19 protein-coding genes and 1 tRNA gene are annotated in these 18,115 nt (G+C 58.9%); 5 read left to right on the top strand and 15 right to left on the bottom strand.

All coding sequences use genetic code 11. The annotated features are described in order from the left end of the window. From ACPF7Z_RS08200 to ACPF7Z_RS08180, 5 genes are all read right to left on the bottom strand, one after another. Positions 1-362 (bottom strand): phosphoadenosine phosphosulfate reductase family protein (locus ACPF7Z_RS08200; protein ID WP_425192784.1); only part of this gene is annotated, 362 nt, incomplete at its 3' end. Between the two features lie 189 nt (positions 363-551). Continuing rightward, positions 552-1,274 (bottom strand): phosphodiesterase, encoded by a 723-nt coding sequence (locus ACPF7Z_RS08195; RefSeq protein WP_425192783.1) that lies wholly within the window; start codon positions 1,272-1,274, stop codon positions 552-554. Between the two features lie 86 nt (positions 1,275-1,360). Further along, positions 1,361-1,807, bottom strand: a complete 447-nt coding sequence (locus tag ACPF7Z_RS08190; protein ID WP_425192782.1) for a DUF1249 domain-containing protein — start codon at positions 1,805-1,807, stop codon at positions 1,361-1,363. A 4-nt stretch (positions 1,808-1,811) separates the two neighbouring features. Beyond that, positions 1,812-2,441: an NUDIX domain-containing protein gene (locus tag ACPF7Z_RS08185; protein WP_425192781.1), complete on the bottom strand. Its 630-nt coding sequence runs from the start codon at positions 2,439-2,441 to the stop codon at positions 1,812-1,814. A gap of 109 nt (positions 2,442-2,550) precedes the next feature. Continuing rightward, positions 2,551-3,192, bottom strand: coding sequence for a hypothetical protein (locus tag ACPF7Z_RS08180; protein WP_425192780.1), 642 nt, complete (start codon positions 3,190-3,192; stop codon positions 2,551-2,553). 133 nt (positions 3,193-3,325) lie between these two features. Between ACPF7Z_RS08180 and greB the strand changes: the two genes are divergently transcribed. Further along, the gene (gene greB, locus ACPF7Z_RS08175) at positions 3,326-3,859 is read left to right on the top strand and encodes a transcription elongation factor GreB (protein WP_425192779.1); all 534 of its coding nucleotides are present in this window, start codon (positions 3,326-3,328) and stop codon (positions 3,857-3,859) included. Positions 3,860-3,878: 19 nt separating this feature from the next. On the opposite strand, the gene ACPF7Z_RS08170 is transcribed toward greB, so the two are convergent. The 4 genes from ACPF7Z_RS08170 to ACPF7Z_RS08155 all read right to left on the bottom strand — a co-directional run bounded on the left by ACPF7Z_RS08170 (position 3,879) and on the right by ACPF7Z_RS08155 (position 7,654). After that, positions 3,879-4,913 carry an AMP-binding protein gene (locus ACPF7Z_RS08170; RefSeq protein ID WP_425192778.1) on the bottom strand — a complete coding sequence of 345 codons (1,035 nt, stop codon included), beginning with the start codon at positions 4,911-4,913 and terminating at the stop codon, positions 3,879-3,881. 224 nt (positions 4,914-5,137) lie between these two features. Continuing rightward, positions 5,138-5,845: an SIMPL domain-containing protein gene (locus tag ACPF7Z_RS08165; protein WP_425192788.1), complete on the bottom strand. Its 708-nt coding sequence runs from the start codon at positions 5,843-5,845 to the stop codon at positions 5,138-5,140. 37 nt (positions 5,846-5,882) lie between these two features. After that, positions 5,883-6,878, bottom strand: coding sequence for a methyltransferase (locus ACPF7Z_RS08160; RefSeq protein ID WP_425192777.1), 996 nt, complete (start codon positions 6,876-6,878; stop codon positions 5,883-5,885). Continuing rightward, on the bottom strand, positions 6,875-7,654 hold the full coding sequence (locus tag ACPF7Z_RS08155; protein ID WP_425192776.1) for a methyltransferase domain-containing protein: 780 nt from the start codon (positions 7,652-7,654) through the stop codon (positions 6,875-6,877). The genes ACPF7Z_RS08160 and ACPF7Z_RS08155 overlap by 4 nt, the downstream gene beginning before the upstream one ends. Before the next feature lie 142 nt (positions 7,655-7,796). Between ACPF7Z_RS08155 and ACPF7Z_RS08150 the strand changes: the two genes are divergently transcribed. Then, positions 7,797-7,873: transfer RNA gene (locus ACPF7Z_RS08150), tRNA-Arg, on the top strand. A 39-nt stretch (positions 7,874-7,912) separates the two neighbouring features. On the opposite strand, the gene ACPF7Z_RS08145 is transcribed toward ACPF7Z_RS08150, so the two are convergent. Both ACPF7Z_RS08145 and ACPF7Z_RS08140 read right to left on the bottom strand, forming a co-directional pair. Then, positions 7,913-9,673 (bottom strand): potassium channel family protein, encoded by a 1,761-nt coding sequence (locus tag ACPF7Z_RS08145; RefSeq protein WP_425192775.1) that lies wholly within the window; start codon positions 9,671-9,673, stop codon positions 7,913-7,915. A 114-nt stretch (positions 9,674-9,787) separates the two neighbouring features. Further along, the gene (locus ACPF7Z_RS08140; protein ID WP_425192774.1) at positions 9,788-10,171 is read right to left on the bottom strand and encodes a DUF6394 family protein; all 384 of its coding nucleotides are present in this window, start codon (positions 10,169-10,171) and stop codon (positions 9,788-9,790) included. A gap of 259 nt (positions 10,172-10,430) precedes the next feature. Between ACPF7Z_RS08140 and ACPF7Z_RS08135 the strand changes: the two genes are divergently transcribed. Continuing rightward, a complete protein-coding gene (locus tag ACPF7Z_RS08135; protein WP_425192773.1) occupies positions 10,431-11,312 on the top strand; it encodes an alkaline phosphatase family protein in 882 nt (293 codons plus the stop codon). Positions 11,313-11,361: 49 nt separating this feature from the next. Here the strand turns inward: ACPF7Z_RS08135 and ACPF7Z_RS08130 are convergent, their stop codons facing one another. Next, positions 11,362-12,315, bottom strand: coding sequence for a LysR family transcriptional regulator (locus ACPF7Z_RS08130; RefSeq protein WP_425192772.1), 954 nt, complete (start codon positions 12,313-12,315; stop codon positions 11,362-11,364). Between the two features lie 161 nt (positions 12,316-12,476). Here ACPF7Z_RS08130 and ACPF7Z_RS08125 point away from each other — a divergent pair, with 161 nt between their 5' ends. Further along, positions 12,477-13,475, top strand: coding sequence for an NADP-dependent oxidoreductase (locus ACPF7Z_RS08125; RefSeq protein WP_425192771.1), 999 nt, complete (start codon positions 12,477-12,479; stop codon positions 13,473-13,475). A 78-nt stretch (positions 13,476-13,553) separates the two neighbouring features. After that, the gene (locus tag ACPF7Z_RS08120) at positions 13,554-14,675 is read left to right on the top strand and encodes an alkene reductase (protein WP_425192770.1); all 1,122 of its coding nucleotides are present in this window, start codon (positions 13,554-13,556) and stop codon (positions 14,673-14,675) included. Positions 14,676-14,783: 108 nt separating this feature from the next. Here ACPF7Z_RS08120 and ACPF7Z_RS08115 read toward each other — a convergent pair whose 3' ends face one another. From ACPF7Z_RS08115 to ACPF7Z_RS08105, 3 genes are read right to left on the bottom strand one after another with little or no spacing between them, the layout of a single operon-like run. Continuing rightward, positions 14,784-15,545 (bottom strand): metallophosphoesterase, encoded by a 762-nt coding sequence (locus ACPF7Z_RS08115; protein WP_425192769.1) that lies wholly within the window; start codon positions 15,543-15,545, stop codon positions 14,784-14,786. A gap of 36 nt (positions 15,546-15,581) precedes the next feature. After that, positions 15,582-16,727: an iron-containing alcohol dehydrogenase gene (locus ACPF7Z_RS08110; protein WP_425192768.1), complete on the bottom strand. Its 1,146-nt coding sequence runs from the start codon at positions 16,725-16,727 to the stop codon at positions 15,582-15,584. Continuing rightward, a complete protein-coding gene (locus ACPF7Z_RS08105; protein ID WP_425192767.1) occupies positions 16,724-18,106 on the bottom strand; it encodes an aldehyde dehydrogenase family protein in 1,383 nt (460 codons plus the stop codon). The genes ACPF7Z_RS08110 and ACPF7Z_RS08105 overlap by 4 nt, the downstream gene beginning before the upstream one ends. Positions 18,107-18,115 lie beyond the last annotated feature (9 nt).

The raw sequence follows: 18,115 nt of genomic DNA, 5'->3' as shown, positions 1-18,115 counted from the left end.
TTGAGGGACTGGGTCTTCATGATGTCGGTGTACTTGGCGCTGCCATGCTCGAAGGGATTGATGCCCGCGGCCCGCCCTTCCTCGTTGATGTGTTCGATCAGCTCCATGCCCACCTCCGCAGCCATGCGATCGCGGAATTCGATCATCTCGCGGAACTTCCAGGTGGTATTGACGTGGAGCAGCGGGAACGGCGGCGTGCCCGGATAGAAGGCCTTGCGTGCCAGGTGCAGCATCACCGAGGAGTCCTTGCCGATGGAGTAGAGCATCACCGGGTGGGCGAACTCCGCGGCGACTTCGCGCAGGATATGGATCGATTCCGCCTCGAGCTGCTTGAGATGAGTCTGGCGCTGGGGTGAAGACATGGGGAGTACATCCTCTCGTGACAGACATCTGGATCGATGAGCCGTCGTGGCAATACGATCGCCGGCACGATTAATGCGCGACACGCTTATGTTCGAACGTCAGGAGAGTACGTTATCGAGACGACATTGATAGCGTCAAAGAATTAAGAAACATTCTTTAAGAACTTAAAAATATATAAGAGTGTAATTTCAGAATTCTACGCGCTCGATCCATGTCGTTAGCTGAGAATCCTGCACGTCGACAATACGAAACCCCGGAGGCGAGGCTTCGTCGACGGCGAAATCAGTCGATCCCCCCAGAAATTGGTCGCTGGTCGCGGGGCATCCATACACCACGACCTCGCCGAACGATTGCTCGAAGGCCTGATGGATATGTCCACACAGGATACCGCGCACCTGGGAATAGGGCGCCAGGGACTGCCAGAAGGCCTCGCGATCCATCAGGCCAATGGCGTCCATCCACTCCGATCCGATCGCCACTGGCGGATGATGAAGTGCCAGCAAGGTAGGTCGAGCATCCTCTTGCAAACGCCGCGCTAGCATTTTGCGCTGTGACTCGCCCAATTCACCATGCGCCTGACCGTCGACACGAGAATCGAGAATCAACAAACGCCAGGCGTCAAGATCGATCTCGTCGAGAATCTGATGCACTTCACGCATGACGCCGGGCTGGTCATGGTTACCCGAACACCAGAACCAGGGGCAACCGAAAGAGGAAAAGGCCTCGGCGGCGCGGCCATAGGAATCCCGCGTTTGATCCTGGCTGATATCACCGGTCACGAGGACGATATCAGGGTTAAACTCCCGTGCCCGTTCGACGACCCTCTGCAGTTGTCGCAGCGGATTCCCCGTTCGGGAGGAAGCGTCGGGATCGGCATGGAGATGGCAGTCGGTGATCTGAATCAAGCGCATCAGGCCATCACTCCAGACGCTTGCTGGTAACACTCAATCTTCAGAACGGATCCTTTCAGAATAGGAGCTCATCTCAGAATAGGGGCTTAGCGTAATTCCGGCATGTGCGCGGCGCGCCCGTGGGCAAAGCCATGATCCAGCCATTCGCCCAAAAAGCGATTGAGCTGCAACTTTTCATCCGGCTGGTGCATGCGCGAATTAGGGTAGCGATAGCGACCGTTGAAGTGACGCTGACGCTGGAAGTCGGTCACCTCGGCCATGCGCACATCATGATAGAGATGCACCAGCATGCGCGGTGTCTCGATGAAGGCGTCCAATATACCGGTCTGGGTCACTCGCACGATCGTGGTATAGGGGGCACATTCGAGAACTTCGAGCCATAACGTACCGAAACGACTCGACTCGCCCGCCAGCGGCACCTCGCGCACGTCACCGGCATCAAGATCACCCAGCAGTCGGGTCATGCGCAGGTAGTTGGCCGTGCACTCCCCCTGCAGTGTCTTGAGATCGGTTACATAGGCGGTTCTAGTCAATGAGTCATCTCCTTGCTCGTAATGAGGCCCGCTCCCGAGCCAACCAATAAAAAGCGATCAAACACATGGCGTTGTCAAGTCGTCCAGCCCCCAAGAGTTCCCAGGCGCGTGCAAACGATAGCACATGCACCAGAATATCCTCGTTTTCTTCCTCGAGACCATGAACCCCACCCAAGTTGCGTGAATCCACCAGGCCACAAAATAGGGTAACCCGTTCATTACAGGCGCCCGGACTGGGATAATAGGTATGCAGCTCGAACAGCTCCTGTATCTCGCACCCAGCCTCTTCGATGGACTCACGGTAAGCTACATCGGCAGGTTGTTCTCCTGGTTTAATCAATCCCGCTACCGGTTCGAGCTTCCAGGGGCTCAGCGGATCGTCCAGAGCGCCAACGCGCATCTGCTCCACCAAGACGACGCTGTCGCGCTCCACGTCGTAGAGCAAGACCCCTACCGCATCATAGCGCACGTGCACCTCGCGGGTGATCACATCGCTCCAGCCGCCTTCGAACAAGCGATGACGCAGATGGCGCTGCTCGAGGTTGAAGAAACCTTGATACAGGCTTTCGGTGCTGGTTCGCTCGATATCGCCAGCATCGAAGCGCGGGGTGTCCAGCGAGCTCCCTTCGGCCATGCGCCCTCCCTGACAGGGTGTGAAAAAGTGAAGGATGAAATGAAACAGACATCAGCAGACAATACTCCATTATCCGGACGCCGCCTGCCAATTCCAACCGCAATCGATGCTATTCGAGAGATGCCAACAGCTCGCGCGCCTGCTCGCGTAGAGCCTCATCGGACACCTCGCGCTCCTTGCGTGCCTCGCCTTTCACAGCGCGTCGGGCATGCTCGAGCGCCTGGTCCTTGTGCCCCTCATCTTCCAGGAAAGCGGCGTAGTAATAATTCACATCGATGCCATCGGGACGAATCGCCAGCGCTTTCTGGAACATGGCCTCGGCGGTGTCGCCATCTCCGAAACCCACTGGCCAACCGGGGACCCGATCATAAAGCGCGCCCAGGGTCACGTAAGCCGAGCCATTGTTGCCGTCAGGGTCAAGCTTGACGGCCCTCTCCAGCACCACACGGGCATCCTTGGCCAGGCCCAGTGCCGTCAAGCCCCCTGATACCCGTGCCTGGGAGGCCAGCACGATGCCTTTCCAGATCAACACCCGAGCATTGTCGGGATACTGACTCACGAGTGCATTCGCGTCCTGCGCGAGGCCATCGAGTGCCTCGGCGCGATCGTTCTCCGGAGTCTGGGTGGTAATATGTTCCCAGCGGTTCTTGAGCGCGAACAGTTCGCTATCCTGAGCCAATACGCTGGGTGCACTCAGCAACAGGCACAGTCCCAACAGGCTGGCCTGCCATAGACGAGGATGAATCGACATGGGGAACTCCTTATAAATGCGTTCTTGAAATACGTTATGGTTATTGTATGGGCTTGCCGGGTAATTGATGTGCCCAGCTAGAAATGTAACGAACGTTTGAATGATTCGCCACCAGTAGCAGGAAGGCAATGCCATGAAAGGCCGTAACATGACGCGCTGGCGGGACCCGGCCAAGGATCCGCGCCAGGAGAAGAAGAGCGATCTGATCACCCCGGAAGGGTTTGCTCGACTCAAGGGCATTCACGATCATTTGTCTCGGGTACGCCGTCCGGAACTCTCGACCAAGGTCGGCGAAGCCGCCGCCCTGGGCGATCGCAGCGAGAACGCCGATTACACCTATAACAAGAAAGAGCTCAATCGGGTCATTGCCCGCATTCGCTATCTGGGCAAACGTCTCGATGAACTCCAGGTAGTCGATCGCCTGCCTGCAGACACCGACCGCGTTTATTTCGGCGCCTTCGTCACCTTGGAGGACGAAGAAGGCGAGGAACTGGCCATTCGCATCGTTGGCCATGACGAGACCGATACCGCCAAGCGCTGGATCAGTGTGGATGCGCCGCTGGCCCGTGCCCTGCTCGGCAAGGCACTCGATGAAGAAGCAACCGTTGCCGCGCCAGGCGGTGAAACCACCTATCTCATTACCGAGATCGACTATCGGATTCCGTGAGCCTGTCGCACCCTTGGGTCTACTGTCTACAGCTCCCAATCGCCCGGCTTACCCATGAGCCCGCTGGGCAGACGTTGATGCCCGCTACCTGCACCGCCTCATCCTTGCACCCCTGAGGCTGAAAATGGCGATGATCTCGCCACTGCAACGTATCCGTCAGAGGGTAGTGGCGACCTTGCTGATCGTCTCGAAGTGAATCCTGGTGAGAGCCGTCACGCCGCCAGCGAGGCAGCAGTCGGAAACATTCGTCGGTATCGATGCGCGCCCCGACGCCAGCGGTTTCACTGGAACCGTAAATCTCGATCATCGCCGTCAGATTCTGTCCGCGCAGTTGACGAATAATGTCCGCATCGCTCGGCCCCGTCGAGGTAAGACCCAACACCCTGTCGGGAAACGCCACCCCCTGACGGCTTAACTGCCGCCAGATGAAGGGAAATCCTACAACGACGTCACCGGCGACGAGTCGTCGTGACTGAACTAACGCCAGCGCCTGATGTCCCTGCACCACCGGCACACCCAGTACCTGGGGCAGCAGCGCGCTAAAAATGAAGCCATAAATATGATGGCAAGGCGCAAGCGCCACTATTCGGGTGACGCGACCCTCCAGCACATCCTCGAGATACCGCGCGAAGTAAGCCGCTTCCTCGATCAAGTCATGCCACCGATGAACGCATACCTTGGGCGTCCCGGTGCTGCCAGAGGTGGTGAAGGCGATGTTGCGCGCCCCGCTCTCCCGCGCCGTCGTCACCAGATTCACCCACTCGCCGAGGGTCTTGTAGCGCAGCAGATAGTCCTCGAGTCCGCTTTCATGCAGCTGAAAGTAGGTATTCACTCGAGTCGCCAGCGCAATCACTTCCATTGAATCAGCATTGAGGGAATGCGGCTGCTCTCGAGAGTCAGATGATTCCGAGACGCCGGTAATACGCGTCGTTTCATCCCAACTTGTGGTATCGATTTCATGATCGCCAAGATGCCTGAGCGACTTCAGTTCATCGGCCAGCAAGGATTTCATGACATTCAGCAGACGGGAGGCGGACAATGCCAATGCGGACATGGGGTTCGTGCGACCTATAGCGTAGAGAGGGTGTTGAAGGCGGGTCGTCCATGACCCTTGGAGAACCTCACGGAATCTTACAGACGCTTGACGAAGACCCAGTAGGAGCCACCCAAAAGTGCCTTCTTTATGTGCGCCTTCATTTTGATGGACTTCAGTATGCCCGTTGAAGCCGCTGGACAAAGGGAGAAATAGCGAGGTTTAAAGCCGCTTAATCGGCATGATCACTCTTCCAGCGCATAGTCGATGGTCGTGACCACCCGCACTTTCTTGACGTCCGGGGTATAGCTGTCCAGGTCTTCGATAGAAAAATAGCCTTGGCTGGCCTGCTTGATCGATCCGACGCGACTACCGGAATCCTCGGCAAACTGCTGGGCGGCACGGCGCGCATCCGCAGTCGCCGCGGCGATCATTTCCGGCTTGATACGTTCCAAGTCAGTAAACAGAAACTCGGTGCGATATTCATAGTTGGGCGACAGCAGCACGCCTTCGCGAACCAATGCCGAGGTCTGCGGCATTGCCGCTTTGACCTCAGCGACCTTGGGGCTGCGCAACAGTACCGTGGCCTCGCCGAAGTAGCGTTCCTCTGGTCTGGAATCACTGTAATTATTGGCGTAGCGGTCTTGTACCTGAGGCGGGGTCACGCTGATATTTGCGACCTCGAAGCCTTGTTCACCCAAGAAGTCGCGGATTGTCTGCTCATCCTTGGCAAGCTTTGACTGGAGTTCACTCAGCTCATTGGCGGTGACGCTATAGTGCAGCGGCCACAGTGCCACATTGGCCGACACCTCCCTCTCGGCAAGCCCCTTGACGGTGACGCTGCGATTCGCCTGTTGCCATACCTCGGCAGCATCCTTCACATAGCTGCCGCTCCATACCAGCCCCATCGCCACCAGGGCGCCCAATGCCAGCCCGTGCAGCGTTCTATCCATCGTCACTCTCTATACCTCCTGGCAAGTCAAATCGAAGTCAGCGTTTGCGCGCCATGTATACCCGAAAGCGACGATCATCCGCCAGGATCTCGAAGCCGTCGAAGGTGGCCTCGAGAAGATCGGGATAAGGCAGAAACGCATTCGCGACCAAAATCAGATAGCCGCTCTTCTCGAGATGCCTGGGGGCTTCGCGAATCAACCGGGCCGCAGGGCTGTAATCAATGGCACGCTCCTGATGAAACGGCGGGTTGCTGATGATGGCATCAAAACGCTCGCCTTCCGGTAGCGCGGAATAGACATCGCTTTGAAGGGCATTGCCGCTCAATCCGTTGGCGGTCAACGTCCGTCGCGTGGCCTCCACCGCAAACGAACTGCTGTCCACTGCCGTGGTCTTGGCACCTTGTCTTGCAAGCCAGGCACTGATCACGCCATCGCCGCAACCCACATCGAGTATATTTGCCCCGGCGAGATTCAACGACTCGGGTAGGTTGTCGAGGAGAAGCGCTGTTCCGCTATCGAGCTTGCCGTGGCCGAATATACCGGGATGGCTGGCCAATTGCAGGTCGAGGGCCTCAAAGGTCGTCCAGGCATCATCCGGGGCAAGACTCACTCGTCCCAGGCGTGTCTCGAACAGCATGCAGCGTCGCGCATTGTCGAGTCGCCGGCAACCCAGCCCCAGCGCGGCGAGGATCTTGAGCACCCGCCGGATACCGCCCTGATTCTCACCGACTATCTGTAATCGCGTGCCTTCCGGCAGCTGCGCGCACAGTGCCAGCAGCCACCACTCCCCTAGTGCATGGGCCTTGGGCCAGAACAGCACGGCACCCGGCACATCCGTGATGGCCGGGGCCAGATCGTCATATACCGTGGCGCCACGCTCGCGCCAGGCCTGGGCAACGTTTAAATCGGTGCTCCACAGCGATCCTGACTGATCGTTCAGCCACGGATCCTCCGGCGGGGCCACCCATAACCAGTCACGATAATCTTCGGGTTGGCGTTCAAGCAACTGACAGGCAGGGGTTACGGCAGTCATTCAAGGATTCCGGAAGTATCGGGTTTATGGATGCTATACAGCAAATAGCGGCCTAGTCGCCAGTGGGGATCGATATCACAGTAGCGGCGCTCAAGCTCGAAGAGTCGGGCCAGCGTCGCCTCATTCGGGTCACGCTCGCGCAGATAATCGTGGAACACACGAATGCCCGCAACATGCTCGACAACAAGCCCCTGCTCAGTCAACCAACGACTGATATCGTCATGGGTCAGGGGTGAAATAGGCGTCAATCGCTGACGCTTGCCAGTGCCCTCCAGGCGATCGTCCAGGGCCTTGTCGAGATTTCCCTTGATGATATTGGAAAAGCGCAAGGCATCGCGATTGAAGACCATCAGCGAGAGATAGCCACCCGGCGCAAGCAACTCATTAATGATACCAATCGCCTCCCGAGGGTCCGCCAGCCATTCCAGCACCGCATGACAGACGATCAGGGGCCAGGGGCCAGGGGCGTTATCAGGCAAGGCTTGCAACGATATTGGCAGGAACTCTATAGAGAAATCGGGCAGAGCCTCGCGTGCTCGACCCAGCATCTCTTGGGAAGGCTCGGCCAGCGTGACAGCGTGGCCCCGGCGCGCCAACCAGGCGCTCATCTGTCCCAGACCACCACCGATGTCCAAAGCCGGCTGGCCTTCAAGCGGCAAGGTGAGCGGCAATAGATGATCCAACAGCGCCAGACGCAACTCTCCCCGAGGCGCACCGTATAGACTTGCAGCAAACTTATCGGCCAGGCCGTCGAAGATACGATCGTGGGTCGCCAAGGAGCCCCCTATCCGTGAAGTGGGCCAGTCTAGCGCCCACTCTGCTGGACTCCAACCTGCCCCATGAATTCTCAAGCACTTACCAGCGTCCGGGTTTATCTCATGTTGCGGGACGCTTATAATGCAGCCCGCTACCAAGCACGCCCCCATAGCTCAGCTGGATAGAGCGTCCCCCTCCTAAGGGGAAGGTCTCAGGTTCGAATCCTGATGGGGGCGCCATTTAAATCAGTGCCTTACACCACTAAGCCCTCGATGATTTCATTGCCGGCGCCGACGACCGCTCGAGTCATGATCGCTGCGACGCCGCCCTAGCCTATCTTCAAGCCATGCGAACACGTACCCGCGCGGCTCATCGACCCCTGTCACGACATACTGAAGCGTGTAGGGGTTATGGAGTGTCGCCTGCAGCATCGGCTCCGCCCAATGGATACCGCAAAAGAGGACTTCGTCACCGATCCCAAGTGAAAAATCCTTATCCGGCAACATGATCGACTGCCCTGCCCGGCGAGCGGCGAGCGCTTCGCACGGAAGCCCTTCCGGGAACGAACACGCATTGCGGCACAGCACACCCAACGCCATCGTCCCTCCCGCATCCAGATATTTCGTCACCGCAGGCGCCTCGTCCGGGACCAGCCGGACCGGCCACAGGTGTGGGGGTTCCGTGCCCACCACCGCCTGCAGACGCGCCACCAGTTCTTCCGTCTGAGCCGGTTCACGTTCCGCAAGCCAGTCGATCAGTTCCTGGATGAGAGGCGAGATCAGCAGCTTCAGTATCCTGCGCGCCGTTGTCAGGCTGTGCTGAAGGACCAGATCAGCCTGCGCGGCATCGAACGCGACCTGATTCTCATGACTGTTCTGGCGCACGATGCGGAACGCATTCGGGTTGAGCGCCGTCACCGACAACAATGTATTGAGATTGTCGGAATCGCGGTTCATTGCGGTGATGACCCCGGCCGCGTCGTCAATCCCCGCCGCATCCAGGGCCGAATGATCGGCGTGCGCCTGGACCAGGACCGTACATTCTCCGGTCACTTCGGTATCAACGTCCGGATCGATAATACGAACGCCAACGCCATGGACCTGGAGACAGCGGTGGATCCTGTGCCCCATCCGTCCGTACCCGCACAGAATCCAATCGCCCTGCGGAACCTGTACCGGTGCCCCGAGTTTGACGCCACGCGCCCCCACGAACCATGCATTGAGGTTGTGTAGTTCGGAGCGTGCGATCGCCCAGTAGAGGAGTTGAGCAAAGATCTCGAACGGGTCGACGACCGTTACATTGTCCAGCGCCTGCAGATTGGCCTCATGGCGGGCCGAGGTCGAACGACAGATGACCTGGAGCCGAGGGTTCAGATGCCGTGCCATCACCGCGATCTTGAGATTGGTATCGTCATCGTTCGTCAACGTGACCAGGGCCCCGCAGGCAGGGTGTTCTACACCTGCGGCCAGGAGGTGTTTCGGCGCACTGGCGTCCGCGCAAAGTCCCGGCATCGCGACGGTATAATCACGCACGCCCAATGCCTTGATGCGCTCCGGGTTGGAATCGAGTATCACCGCACGCATGCGGTGGTCGCTCAGGCCCCGAGCAAGCAGACTGCCGGCATCACCGAAACCGCAGAGGATGATGAAAGGTTCCTGGTTACGTTCGACCCTGCGGGCAAACCGGAAGCTATCCATGGCCCGGTTGAAGTGGGGATTCTGAACCAGGCCAATTAGGGAACCAATTGCATAGAACCACGCAATGACGCCGGTATAGAGGCAAAAGACCGTCCACAGGCGCTGCTCGTCGCTGAAACCGTTCGGCAATTCCCCGAAACCAGTCGTGGTCGCCGTGTAGGTGAAGAAATAAAAGGCGTGAAAAAGATTCATGTGCGTCGTCTCACCATCGACGACCCGGCCTGGCATCAGGGCCATGCCCATGATGCCCACCGAATACACGAACAACAGCGCGAACAGCGGCCGGCGCATATAGCGCAGGACGATCATTCCCACACGGTCGAGATCGGAGGTGGACGTCACGCGTTTAACCCTCCCTCTGCCCTTGGTAGATCACGGCTGCCACGCTGAACCGACCCGCGCCGTGCAAGGCTCCGTATGAAAAGTCGGCGAGCGTAGCCAGCTTTCACTCAAAGCCTAGCGCCGCGAGAGCAGCGTATCGCCGACCAGGATCACCGTCGCGACGATATTCGCGATCAGCGCGCCCCTTGCAATCGAAACGATATCGGTCATCTCTCCAGGTCCCGGACCGCCCCCGCCCTCGGGTTCGGCGACGATCCAGACGACGCGCGCCGTGATCAGCAGAAGGCCGGCCACCAGACCGGAGGCCAGTAGCAATGCTCCGATCTGAGAGCGATCCCCCAGTTTCAGGCCGATCGCGACCAGGTTGACGATAATGGCGAACGTGAGAATCCAGACATTTTGATATGCGGTCACCTCGGCGCCACCCGCAACGAACGCGTAATTGAGGCTCAAGGTAAGGATGACAAAAAAACCGAATACCACGCGTTCGAAATTCATGAATCTGCTCCTGGCCGGGACGCGCCATCAGTATAGGCATGATAGGGAAGCATGGGCTTCGATGTCACGGATTCAGGTCTACGATAGAACCAAACTGTAGAGCTGATGTTGGGATAAGAGTCAACTGGGTGCTGTCAATGTACAATCAGTGGACTTATCAGCAATTACATTGAATTGGTCTAATGGATCTGCCACCAAAAATGGATGGAGTTTATTTTTAATGGTGAGTTTATGTAGAAATATAGCCCTGATCGCAGTGATGACGATCGGCCTGGTTTCCTTCTGCAGCGCGGCACAAGGGGCCAAAAAACCGGAAACGCTAGCCAAGCATGTGATTCTAGTAGGTTCCGATGGCTTTGGGGCCTATGCCGTTCCAAAGGCTGACATCCCGAATTTAAGGAAGATGATGAAGGAAGGGGCCTATTCCCTGAAAGCACGATCGGTCCTGCCTTCTTCCAGCGCCGTCAACTGGGCCTCCATGCTCATGGGATCGGGCCCCGAGCTGCACGGCTATACCGAGTGGGGCAGCAAAACGCCTGAGATACCGTCTCGTGTTGTCGGTGAAACGGGGATCTACCCCACCATTTTCAGCGTGCTAGAGAAACAAAGACCCGAGGCCGCAAAGGGCGTTTCCTATACATGGGAGGGAATAGGTCATCTGTTCGAGGAACCCTGGGTAGACCTTGATTACAATGGGTACAGCGAAGAAAAAACCATGGAAAAGGCGCTCGAATTCATTGTCGAAGAGAAGCCCGCGCTTACTTTCATTCATCTCAATGAGCCGGACAGCATCGGTCATGAGATGGGTCATGATACCCCGGAATATTACCAGACCGTGGAAATGATCGATGGTCTAGTAGGAAGGCTCCTCGATACGTTGGCAAAAAATGGAATGATGGAAAATTCCATTATCATCTTTACCTCAGATCATGGCGGAGTAGGTAAAGGGCATGGTGGGGGAACGCTTTTGGAAATGGAAATTCCCTGGATCATCTTCGGGAAAAATGTTCCGGCAAAAGGAAAATTGCAGTCCGCGATCATAATCTATGACACTGCCCCAACCATCGCTTACATCCTGGGCTTGAAAATCCCTGACGTCTGGCGAGGAAGGCCGATAACGGAAGCGTTTGAAGGCAAATAAACGCGATTTCCTGTGGCTTGGCAAAGAACCTTGAATGAAAAGCGATTCTCTACGTTGTTTGCAAGCGCCGGCTGAGCATTCGATACCGGGCTTGCAGTCCTTCAAACAAGGTTTGACGCAGCCAGCCATGGCCCGCATCCGCATGATAGCGTTCGTGCCAGACCAGCCAGTAGGAAAAGGGCGCCACTTCAAGAGGTAGCCGTCGTAATGCCAGTGGCCAATGATCGAGTATGCTGGCCGCCAGGCATCCCGGCACACACAGCAACAGGTCACTGTGCTGCGTCGCTGAAAAGCTCGCCAGAAAATGTGGCTGGCGCAAACTGACGCGGCGCTTCAATCCATGTTTGGCCAAGGCCAGATCCACTGCCCCCCGATCGTCACCGCCCATGCTGATCAACTGATGATCCTCCGCCAGGAAGGCTTCCAGGGTAAACTCCTCTTCCGGCTTGCGCGCCAGCGGGTGGTTTTCGCGCATCACGCAAACGAAATGATCGCTGCCGATTTCGCGACCGTGCACGCTGGCCGGCACTCGATCGCCGGGTACGCAAAGCGCTAATTCAGGACCACCCTCGTCGAGTTTCTGTTCAATGCTGCCGCTGTAACCTTGAATGTCCAGGCGCAGATGCGGCGCCTGATGCTTGAGGGTTTGCCACTGAGGTACGAGAAAGGCGTGCATGCCGTAATCGGAAGTCGCCAGTTGAAAGCGGCGGGTCGTGCTCGCCGGATCGAATTCAGGGGGCGCCAGCAGTGCCCCCAACTCCTCCAGTAGCCTTGCCAGCGGGGGGCCCAGCGCTTCTGCTCGCGCCGTGGGCCTAAGCCCGCGATGGGTTCGTACGAACAAAGGGTCGTCCAGGGCCTGACGTAGGCGAGACAGGGTGCGCGACACCGCAGGCTGACTGAGATTGAGCCGCTCTGCGGCCCGGGTGACGCTTCGGGAATCGAGAAGCGCATGCAGGGTGATCAAGGCGTTGAGGTCGTGACGGGCTAGATCGGCAAGGTGCATAAAATCATCGCCATGGTGATGGTTAACGGCATTTCAATAGCAGTGTTATCAGTGTAATGCATATCCCTTTTAAGCAACTTGCATTGGCGTGATATTACCAAACTGACTACTCTAGAGCCATTGCATCAAGGCGATGAATGTTTGGCACACAGGAGTGAGCTATGAAAAGCCGTTATTTTACTATCCACGATCATCCCCAAGGTATGCCGAAGCGCGACCTGTTCAAATTCGAGGAACACGAACTGCCTGAGCTACAGGATGGCGAGGTACGTATTCGCAACACCTGGCTTTCCGTGGACCCCTACATGCGCGGGCGCATGGATGGGGTGACTACCTATATCGAGCCCTTCGAGTTGGGTAGGCCCCTGGAAGGTGGTGCCGTGGGCGAGGTCATCGAGTCGCGGGACTCACGCTTTAAAGAGGGTGACAAGGTGCGCCACATGGGCGGCTGGCGCGATATCGCCCAGCTATCCGGCGACCAGGTCGAAGCACTCCCTGAGTTTGACGTGCCGGAGCAAGCCTATCTGGGCGTACTCGGCATGCCGGGCACCACCGCCTGGGTGGGACTCAATGTCATCGCTGAAATGAAGGATGGCGACAACGTGCTGGTCAGCGCCGCCAGCGGTGCGGTGGGTTCGCTCGCCGTGCAACTGGCCAAGGCCAAGGGTGGCACCGTCGTGGGTATCGCCGGCGATCAAAAGAAACTCGACTGGCTCGAATCCCGGGGCGTCAAGGCAGTGAGCTATAAAGGCAAGGACGCCAAGCAGCTGAGTGAGGACCTCAAGAACGCCTGCCCGGAGGGCTTCGACGTCTACTATGAAAACGTCGGTGGCGACTGTCTGGAAGCAGCGCTGAACAACCTCAAGGTCGGCGCGCGCATCGCCGTATGCGGCATGATCTCGCGCTACAACGACCAGAGCCCGAGTGCCGGCCCCAGCAATCTGGCGATGATCCTGATTCGTCGTGCTCGGATGCAGGGCTTTATCGTCTTCGACCACTGGGCTTATCACACCGACTTCCTGAAAGAGTTCGGCCCCAAGGTCGCCAAGGGCGAGATCGACTATCAGGAAACCGTCGAGGAAGGACTGGAGAAGACGCCGGACGCCTTCCTGAAACTCTTCGAAGGCGGCAATCAAGGCAAGATGCTGGTCAAGCTGTAACCGACTTATCTTTTAACGCTTAGCGCGCCTGTTCCTGTCGGGACAGGCCTGGACTCCCCTATTTATCAAGGACACTCCATGGCACACGAAACCCTTTTGACGCCGGTTCGTTTCGGCAGTCTTACGCTTCCCAATCGCATACTGATGGCCCCCCTGACCCGGGCCCGCACCCCGGATAGTGTCCCCGGCGAGCTACAGCAAGCCTATTACGGACAGCGCGCCGGTGCCGGCTTGGTCATCAGCGAGGCGACCAACATCTCCCCCACCGCTCGGGGTTACGTCTATACCCCTGGCATCTGGACCGATGAGCAGGAAGCCGGCTGGAAGCGCGTCGTGGACGCCGTTCACGCCAAGGGTGGCCGCATGGCATTGCAACTCTGGCATGTGGGGCGGGTTTCCCACGAAATGGTACAACCCGACGGCCAGGCGCCGGTAGCCCCCAGCGCCCTCAAGGGAGAAGGCGCTCAATGCTTCGTCGAGTTCGAGGATGGTAGCTCCGGTCGACACGACACCAGCACGCCCCGGGCGCTGGAAACCGACGAGATCGCTGACGTGGTTGAAGATTATCGCCAAGCGGCAATCCGCGCCAAGCGCGCCGGCTTCGACATGGTCGAGCTGCATGCCGCCAACGCCTACTTGCTCAACCAGTTCATGGCGACCGGCAGCAATCAGCGTACCGATCAATACGGCGGCTCTCTGGAAAATCGTGCCCGTTTTCCGTTGGAAGCACTCGATGCGGTGGCGGAAGTGTTCGGTCCGGAACGTACCGGCATTCGCATGTCGCCGTTCATCGAGATCTTCGGCCTGACCGACGATGAGCCGGAAGAAATGGCCTTCTACATGGCGGAGCAGCTCTCGAAGCGTGGCATCGCCTATCTGCATATCAATGAACCGGACTGGGCCGGCGGCGATATCAAACTGACGGATGACTTTCGTCGCGCTCTGCGGAAGCGCTTCAAGGGTAGCCTGATCTTTTGCGGCCACTACGACGCACAGCGCGCCGAACGCATCATCGGTGATGGCATCGCCGACGCCGTGGCCATCGGTCGGTCCTACATCGCCAACCCGGATCTCGTCGAGCGCTTTCGTCTAGGCGCCACGCTCAACGAGCCCAATCCGGACACCTTCTACGGCGGCAAGGAAGAAGGCTACACGGACTACCCCTTCCTGGATAATGGCTACGATCGACTCTCATCCTGATCGAAACCGCCCCGCGCTAGATCAAAACGCCGGTGAGGCTACAAGCCTCACCGGCGTTATTGTATTTGCGGTAGTTCAATCTATCATCCGGTCTCTTACAAATACCTTTCACAGCTCGACGACCAGACCCGGCTGAAAGAGCGCCGGTTCGAATTCCTCAGGATAGCCACCGGGGTTGGCGATAACACGCGTACCAGCCACTTTCAGATGCACCGGCTCGTGAACATGGCCGTGAATCCAGAGCTCCATCTTTCCCATCAGCGCCTCGAGCGACGAGGCAAAGGCCGGTGATAGCGCGTCTCCCCGGTACTGCGCCGGGATGCATTCGGCCAGCGGCGCATGATGACTGATCACCACGGTGGGACCATCATGGGGTTCGGACAATGCCGACTCGAGCCATTCCCGTGCCTGGCGATGAAGCGCCGTGCTGGCCTCCGGCGTGAAGACCGCACCAGCCGGCTCCTCGATAATCGAGAAATCCGGCATGAAGGCCAGCGCCTTGGCGCGGGTCCGCTCACTATCGTGCTCCGGCAGGCCGTCATAAAGCTGAAAGTCACTCCATAAGGTCGTGCCGAGAAAGCGCACCCCTCCAAGCACCAAAGCCTCGTTGTCCAGCAAATGAATCCCCAGACGCTTCGCGGTGGTCTGCATCTGTCGACGCAAGCCTGCCATCTGTTGACCATAGTATTCGTGATTGCCCGGCACATAGAGGATCGGCAACTCGGTGAAACACTCGGCGGCCCACTCCAGGCCGAGATTCGCGGAGTGAATATCGCCAGCGAGCACCACCACATCGGCCGCCACTTTTGGAATTTCACGACCGTTGTCGAAGTGTTCCAGATGAAGATCGGAGAGAACCTGTAATCGCATAGCATGAATGCCCTACAGCATGTACGGGGCAACCCGTCACATGCAGCTTCGGAACAGCCCCTTGAGGTTCTCGACGGTCAATTCCACCGGGTTTCCACCGCAGCTTGGGTCCTGAATGGCCATTTCCGCCAGCTCGTCGATGCGATCCGGGGTGGCCCCCAGGTCCGAGAGTTTGCGCGGAATGCCCATTTGGTCGTTGAACGCCTGCACGAAACTCGTGAAACCCTCGAAACCGCCATCGATGTCCAGATAGGCGGCCACCCTGTCGAACCGGCCGCGAATGCTGTCGGCGTTGAAGGCCAGCACCGCCGGCATGCAGACGGCATTGGTGGTGCCGTGATGGGTGTTGAATACCGCGCCGATCGGATGACTCATGGCGTGGATCGCACCCAGTCCCTTCTGGAAGGCGGTGGCGCCCATCATCGCCGCACTCATCATCTGGCCCCGCGCCTCGATATCGCTGCCGTCGGCATAGGCGCGGGGCAGATAGTCTTTGACCAGCCGCATGCCTTCCAGGGCGATGCCCTGGCTCATCGGGTGGTAATGCGGACTGGAAAACGCCTCGACACAATGGGCAAAGGCGTCCAGCCCGGTGCCGGCGGTGATCGGACTCGGCATGCCCACCGTCAGTTCGGGATCGCAGATTACCACCGAGGGCAGAATCCTGGGATGGAAGATGATCTTCTTCACATGGGTGTCAGGATTGGTGACGACGCTGGCACGCCCTACTTCCGCCCCGGTGCCGGCGGTGGTGGGTACCGCCACGATGGGCGCGATAGCATCGGCATTGGCGCGCGTCCACCAGTCGCCGATATCCTCGAAATCCCACACCGGGCGTGTCTGACCGGCCATGAAGGCCACCAGCTTGCCCAGGTCCAGCCCCGAGCCGCCGCCGAAGGCGATCACGCCGTCATGGCCGCCCGCCTTGTAGGCTTCGACTCCTGCCGCCAGGTTCCTTTCCGTCGGGTTGGGATCGACCTCGGCAAACAGGCCGCGGCCAAGCCCGGCGCCGTCCATGACGTCCAGCGTCGCCCGGGTGATCGGCAGTTCCGCCAGCCCTCGGTCCGTCACCAGCAAGGGACGCTTGATGCCCGCCTGGATACAGGCGTCGGGCAGTTCCTTGATCCGGCCGGCGCCGAACCGGATCGCGGTGGGATAGGACCAGTTTCCAGTCAGCGTCATGTCGTCACCTTCTTCAGATGATAGGATTTGGGGCGTGTCAGATTATGATAGCCGATCACCGACAGCCCACCCCCGCGACCGGTCTCCTTGCAGCCGGTCCAGCACAGGCCCGGATCGAGATAATCGGCGCGGTTCATGAACACCGTACCGGTCTCGATACAATCACCCACCTGCTGCGCCCGGGCGATATCGGCGGTCCACAGGCTGGCGGTCAGGCCGAAGGGGCTGTCGTTCATCAGCTCGATCGCCTCCTCGTCGCCGGATACCTTCATGATGCCCACCACCGGGCCGAAGCTCTCGTCGCGCATCACCCGCATGTCGTGGGTCACATCAGTCAGGATCTGCGGGGTCAGATAGGCACCGCCGTCATCCTCGGGCTTGGGTGCGACATGCGCCTTGGCGCCGGCGGCCACGGCCTCGTCGATCTGGGCGCGTACTTCCTCGGCGAAGCGGATATGCGCCATGGGGCCAATATCCGTCTCGGGCTCCAGGGGGTTACCAAGCTTGTAGGCCTCGGTGATTGCCACCGCCTTGTCGACGAAGGCGTCGAACAGGCTCTCCTGCACATAGATGCGTTCGATTCCGCAGCAGCACTGCCCCGAGTTGAACATCGCCGCACCGATCAGGGTGTCGACCGCCGCCTCGAGATCCGCATCGTCCATGACATAGCCGGGATCCTTGCCGCCCAGCTCCAGCCCCAATCCGATGAACGTGCCTGCCGCCGCCCGCTCCATCTCGCGCCCGCCATTGACGGAGCCGGTGAAATTCACGAAATCGAACGCCCGCGCCGCGATCAGCCTCGAGGTGGTGTCGTGATCGAGAAAGACGTTCTGGAAAACCTCCTCGGGCACACCGGCGGAATGAAAGGCGTGCGCCATCCGCTCCCCCACCAGCAGGGTCTGAGTCGCGTGTTTCAACAGCACCGTGTTGCCCGCGATGAGCGCCGGTGCGACGGTGTTGATCGCCGTCATGTAGGGATAATTCCAGGGCGCTACCACCAGCACCACGCCATGCGGGATGCGCTTGATATAGCGCTTGAACGTCGCGTCCTCGCCTACCGCGATATCCGCCAGGGCTTCCTGCGCGATTGTCGCCATGTGGCTGGCACGCTCCTCGAACCCGCCGAATTCGCCGCCATGACGTATCGGGCGACCCATCATGTGCGCCAGTTCCGGCACGATGTCGTCATTCATCGCACCCACGGCGGCAACGCCGGCCATCACCAGATCGATGCGCTCCTGCAAGGGGCGGGTAGCCCACTCCGCCTGGGCCGCCTGCGCTCGCTCGGCGGCCTGCGTAGCGGCGTTGTATGATAGCGCTTCACGTTCGGCGAATACCGAGCCGTCGATCGGCGAGATGCATTTGAGAATATGAGCCATGATCCTCTC

The sequence above is a fragment of the Halomonas sp. GXIMD04776 genome, assembly GCF_049808615.1.
Classification (GTDB): domain Bacteria; phylum Pseudomonadota; class Gammaproteobacteria; order Pseudomonadales; family Halomonadaceae; genus Modicisalibacter.
Note: the sequence above shows the minus strand (reverse complement) of the source record. Positions and strands in the feature narration are given on the sequence as shown.

Bases quoted from the DNA above. Each gene is read 5' to 3' on its own strand.
- ACPF7Z_RS08195 (WP_425192783.1), bottom strand. From the start codon at position 1,274: ATGCGCTTGATTCAGATCACCGACTGCCATCTCCATGCCGATCCCGAC.
- ACPF7Z_RS08185 (WP_425192781.1), bottom strand. From the start codon at position 2,441: ATGGCCGAAGGGAGCTCGCTGGACACCCCGCGCTTCGATGCTGGCGAT.
- ACPF7Z_RS08180 (WP_425192780.1), bottom strand. From the start codon at position 3,192: ATGTCGATTCATCCTCGTCTATGGCAGGCCAGCCTGTTGGGACTGTGC.
- greB (WP_425192779.1), top strand. From the start codon at position 3,326: ATGAAAGGCCGTAACATGACGCGCTGGCGGGACCCGGCCAAGGATCCG.
- ACPF7Z_RS08170 (WP_425192778.1), bottom strand. From the start codon at position 4,913: ATGTCCGCATTGGCATTGTCCGCCTCCCGTCTGCTGAATGTCATGAAA.
- ACPF7Z_RS08165 (WP_425192788.1), bottom strand. From the start codon at position 5,845: ATGGATAGAACGCTGCACGGGCTGGCATTGGGCGCCCTGGTGGCGATG.
- ACPF7Z_RS08160 (WP_425192777.1), bottom strand. From the start codon at position 6,878: ATGACTGCCGTAACCCCTGCCTGTCAGTTGCTTGAACGCCAACCCGAA.
- ACPF7Z_RS08140 (WP_425192774.1), bottom strand. From the start codon at position 10,171: ATGAATTTCGAACGCGTGGTATTCGGTTTTTTTGTCATCCTTACCTTG.
- ACPF7Z_RS08135 (WP_425192773.1), top strand. From the start codon at position 10,431: ATGACGATCGGCCTGGTTTCCTTCTGCAGCGCGGCACAAGGGGCCAAA.
- ACPF7Z_RS08130 (WP_425192772.1), bottom strand. From the start codon at position 12,315: ATGCACCTTGCCGATCTAGCCCGTCACGACCTCAACGCCTTGATCACC.
- ACPF7Z_RS08125 (WP_425192771.1), top strand. From the start codon at position 12,477: ATGAAAAGCCGTTATTTTACTATCCACGATCATCCCCAAGGTATGCCG.
- ACPF7Z_RS08120 (WP_425192770.1), top strand. From the start codon at position 13,554: ATGGCACACGAAACCCTTTTGACGCCGGTTCGTTTCGGCAGTCTTACG.
- ACPF7Z_RS08115 (WP_425192769.1), bottom strand. From the start codon at position 15,545: ATGCGATTACAGGTTCTCTCCGATCTTCATCTGGAACACTTCGACAAC.
- ACPF7Z_RS08110 (WP_425192768.1), bottom strand. From the start codon at position 16,727: ATGACGCTGACTGGAAACTGGTCCTATCCCACCGCGATCCGGTTCGGC.
- ACPF7Z_RS08105 (WP_425192767.1), bottom strand. From the start codon at position 18,106: ATGGCTCATATTCTCAAATGCATCTCGCCGATCGACGGCTCGGTATTC.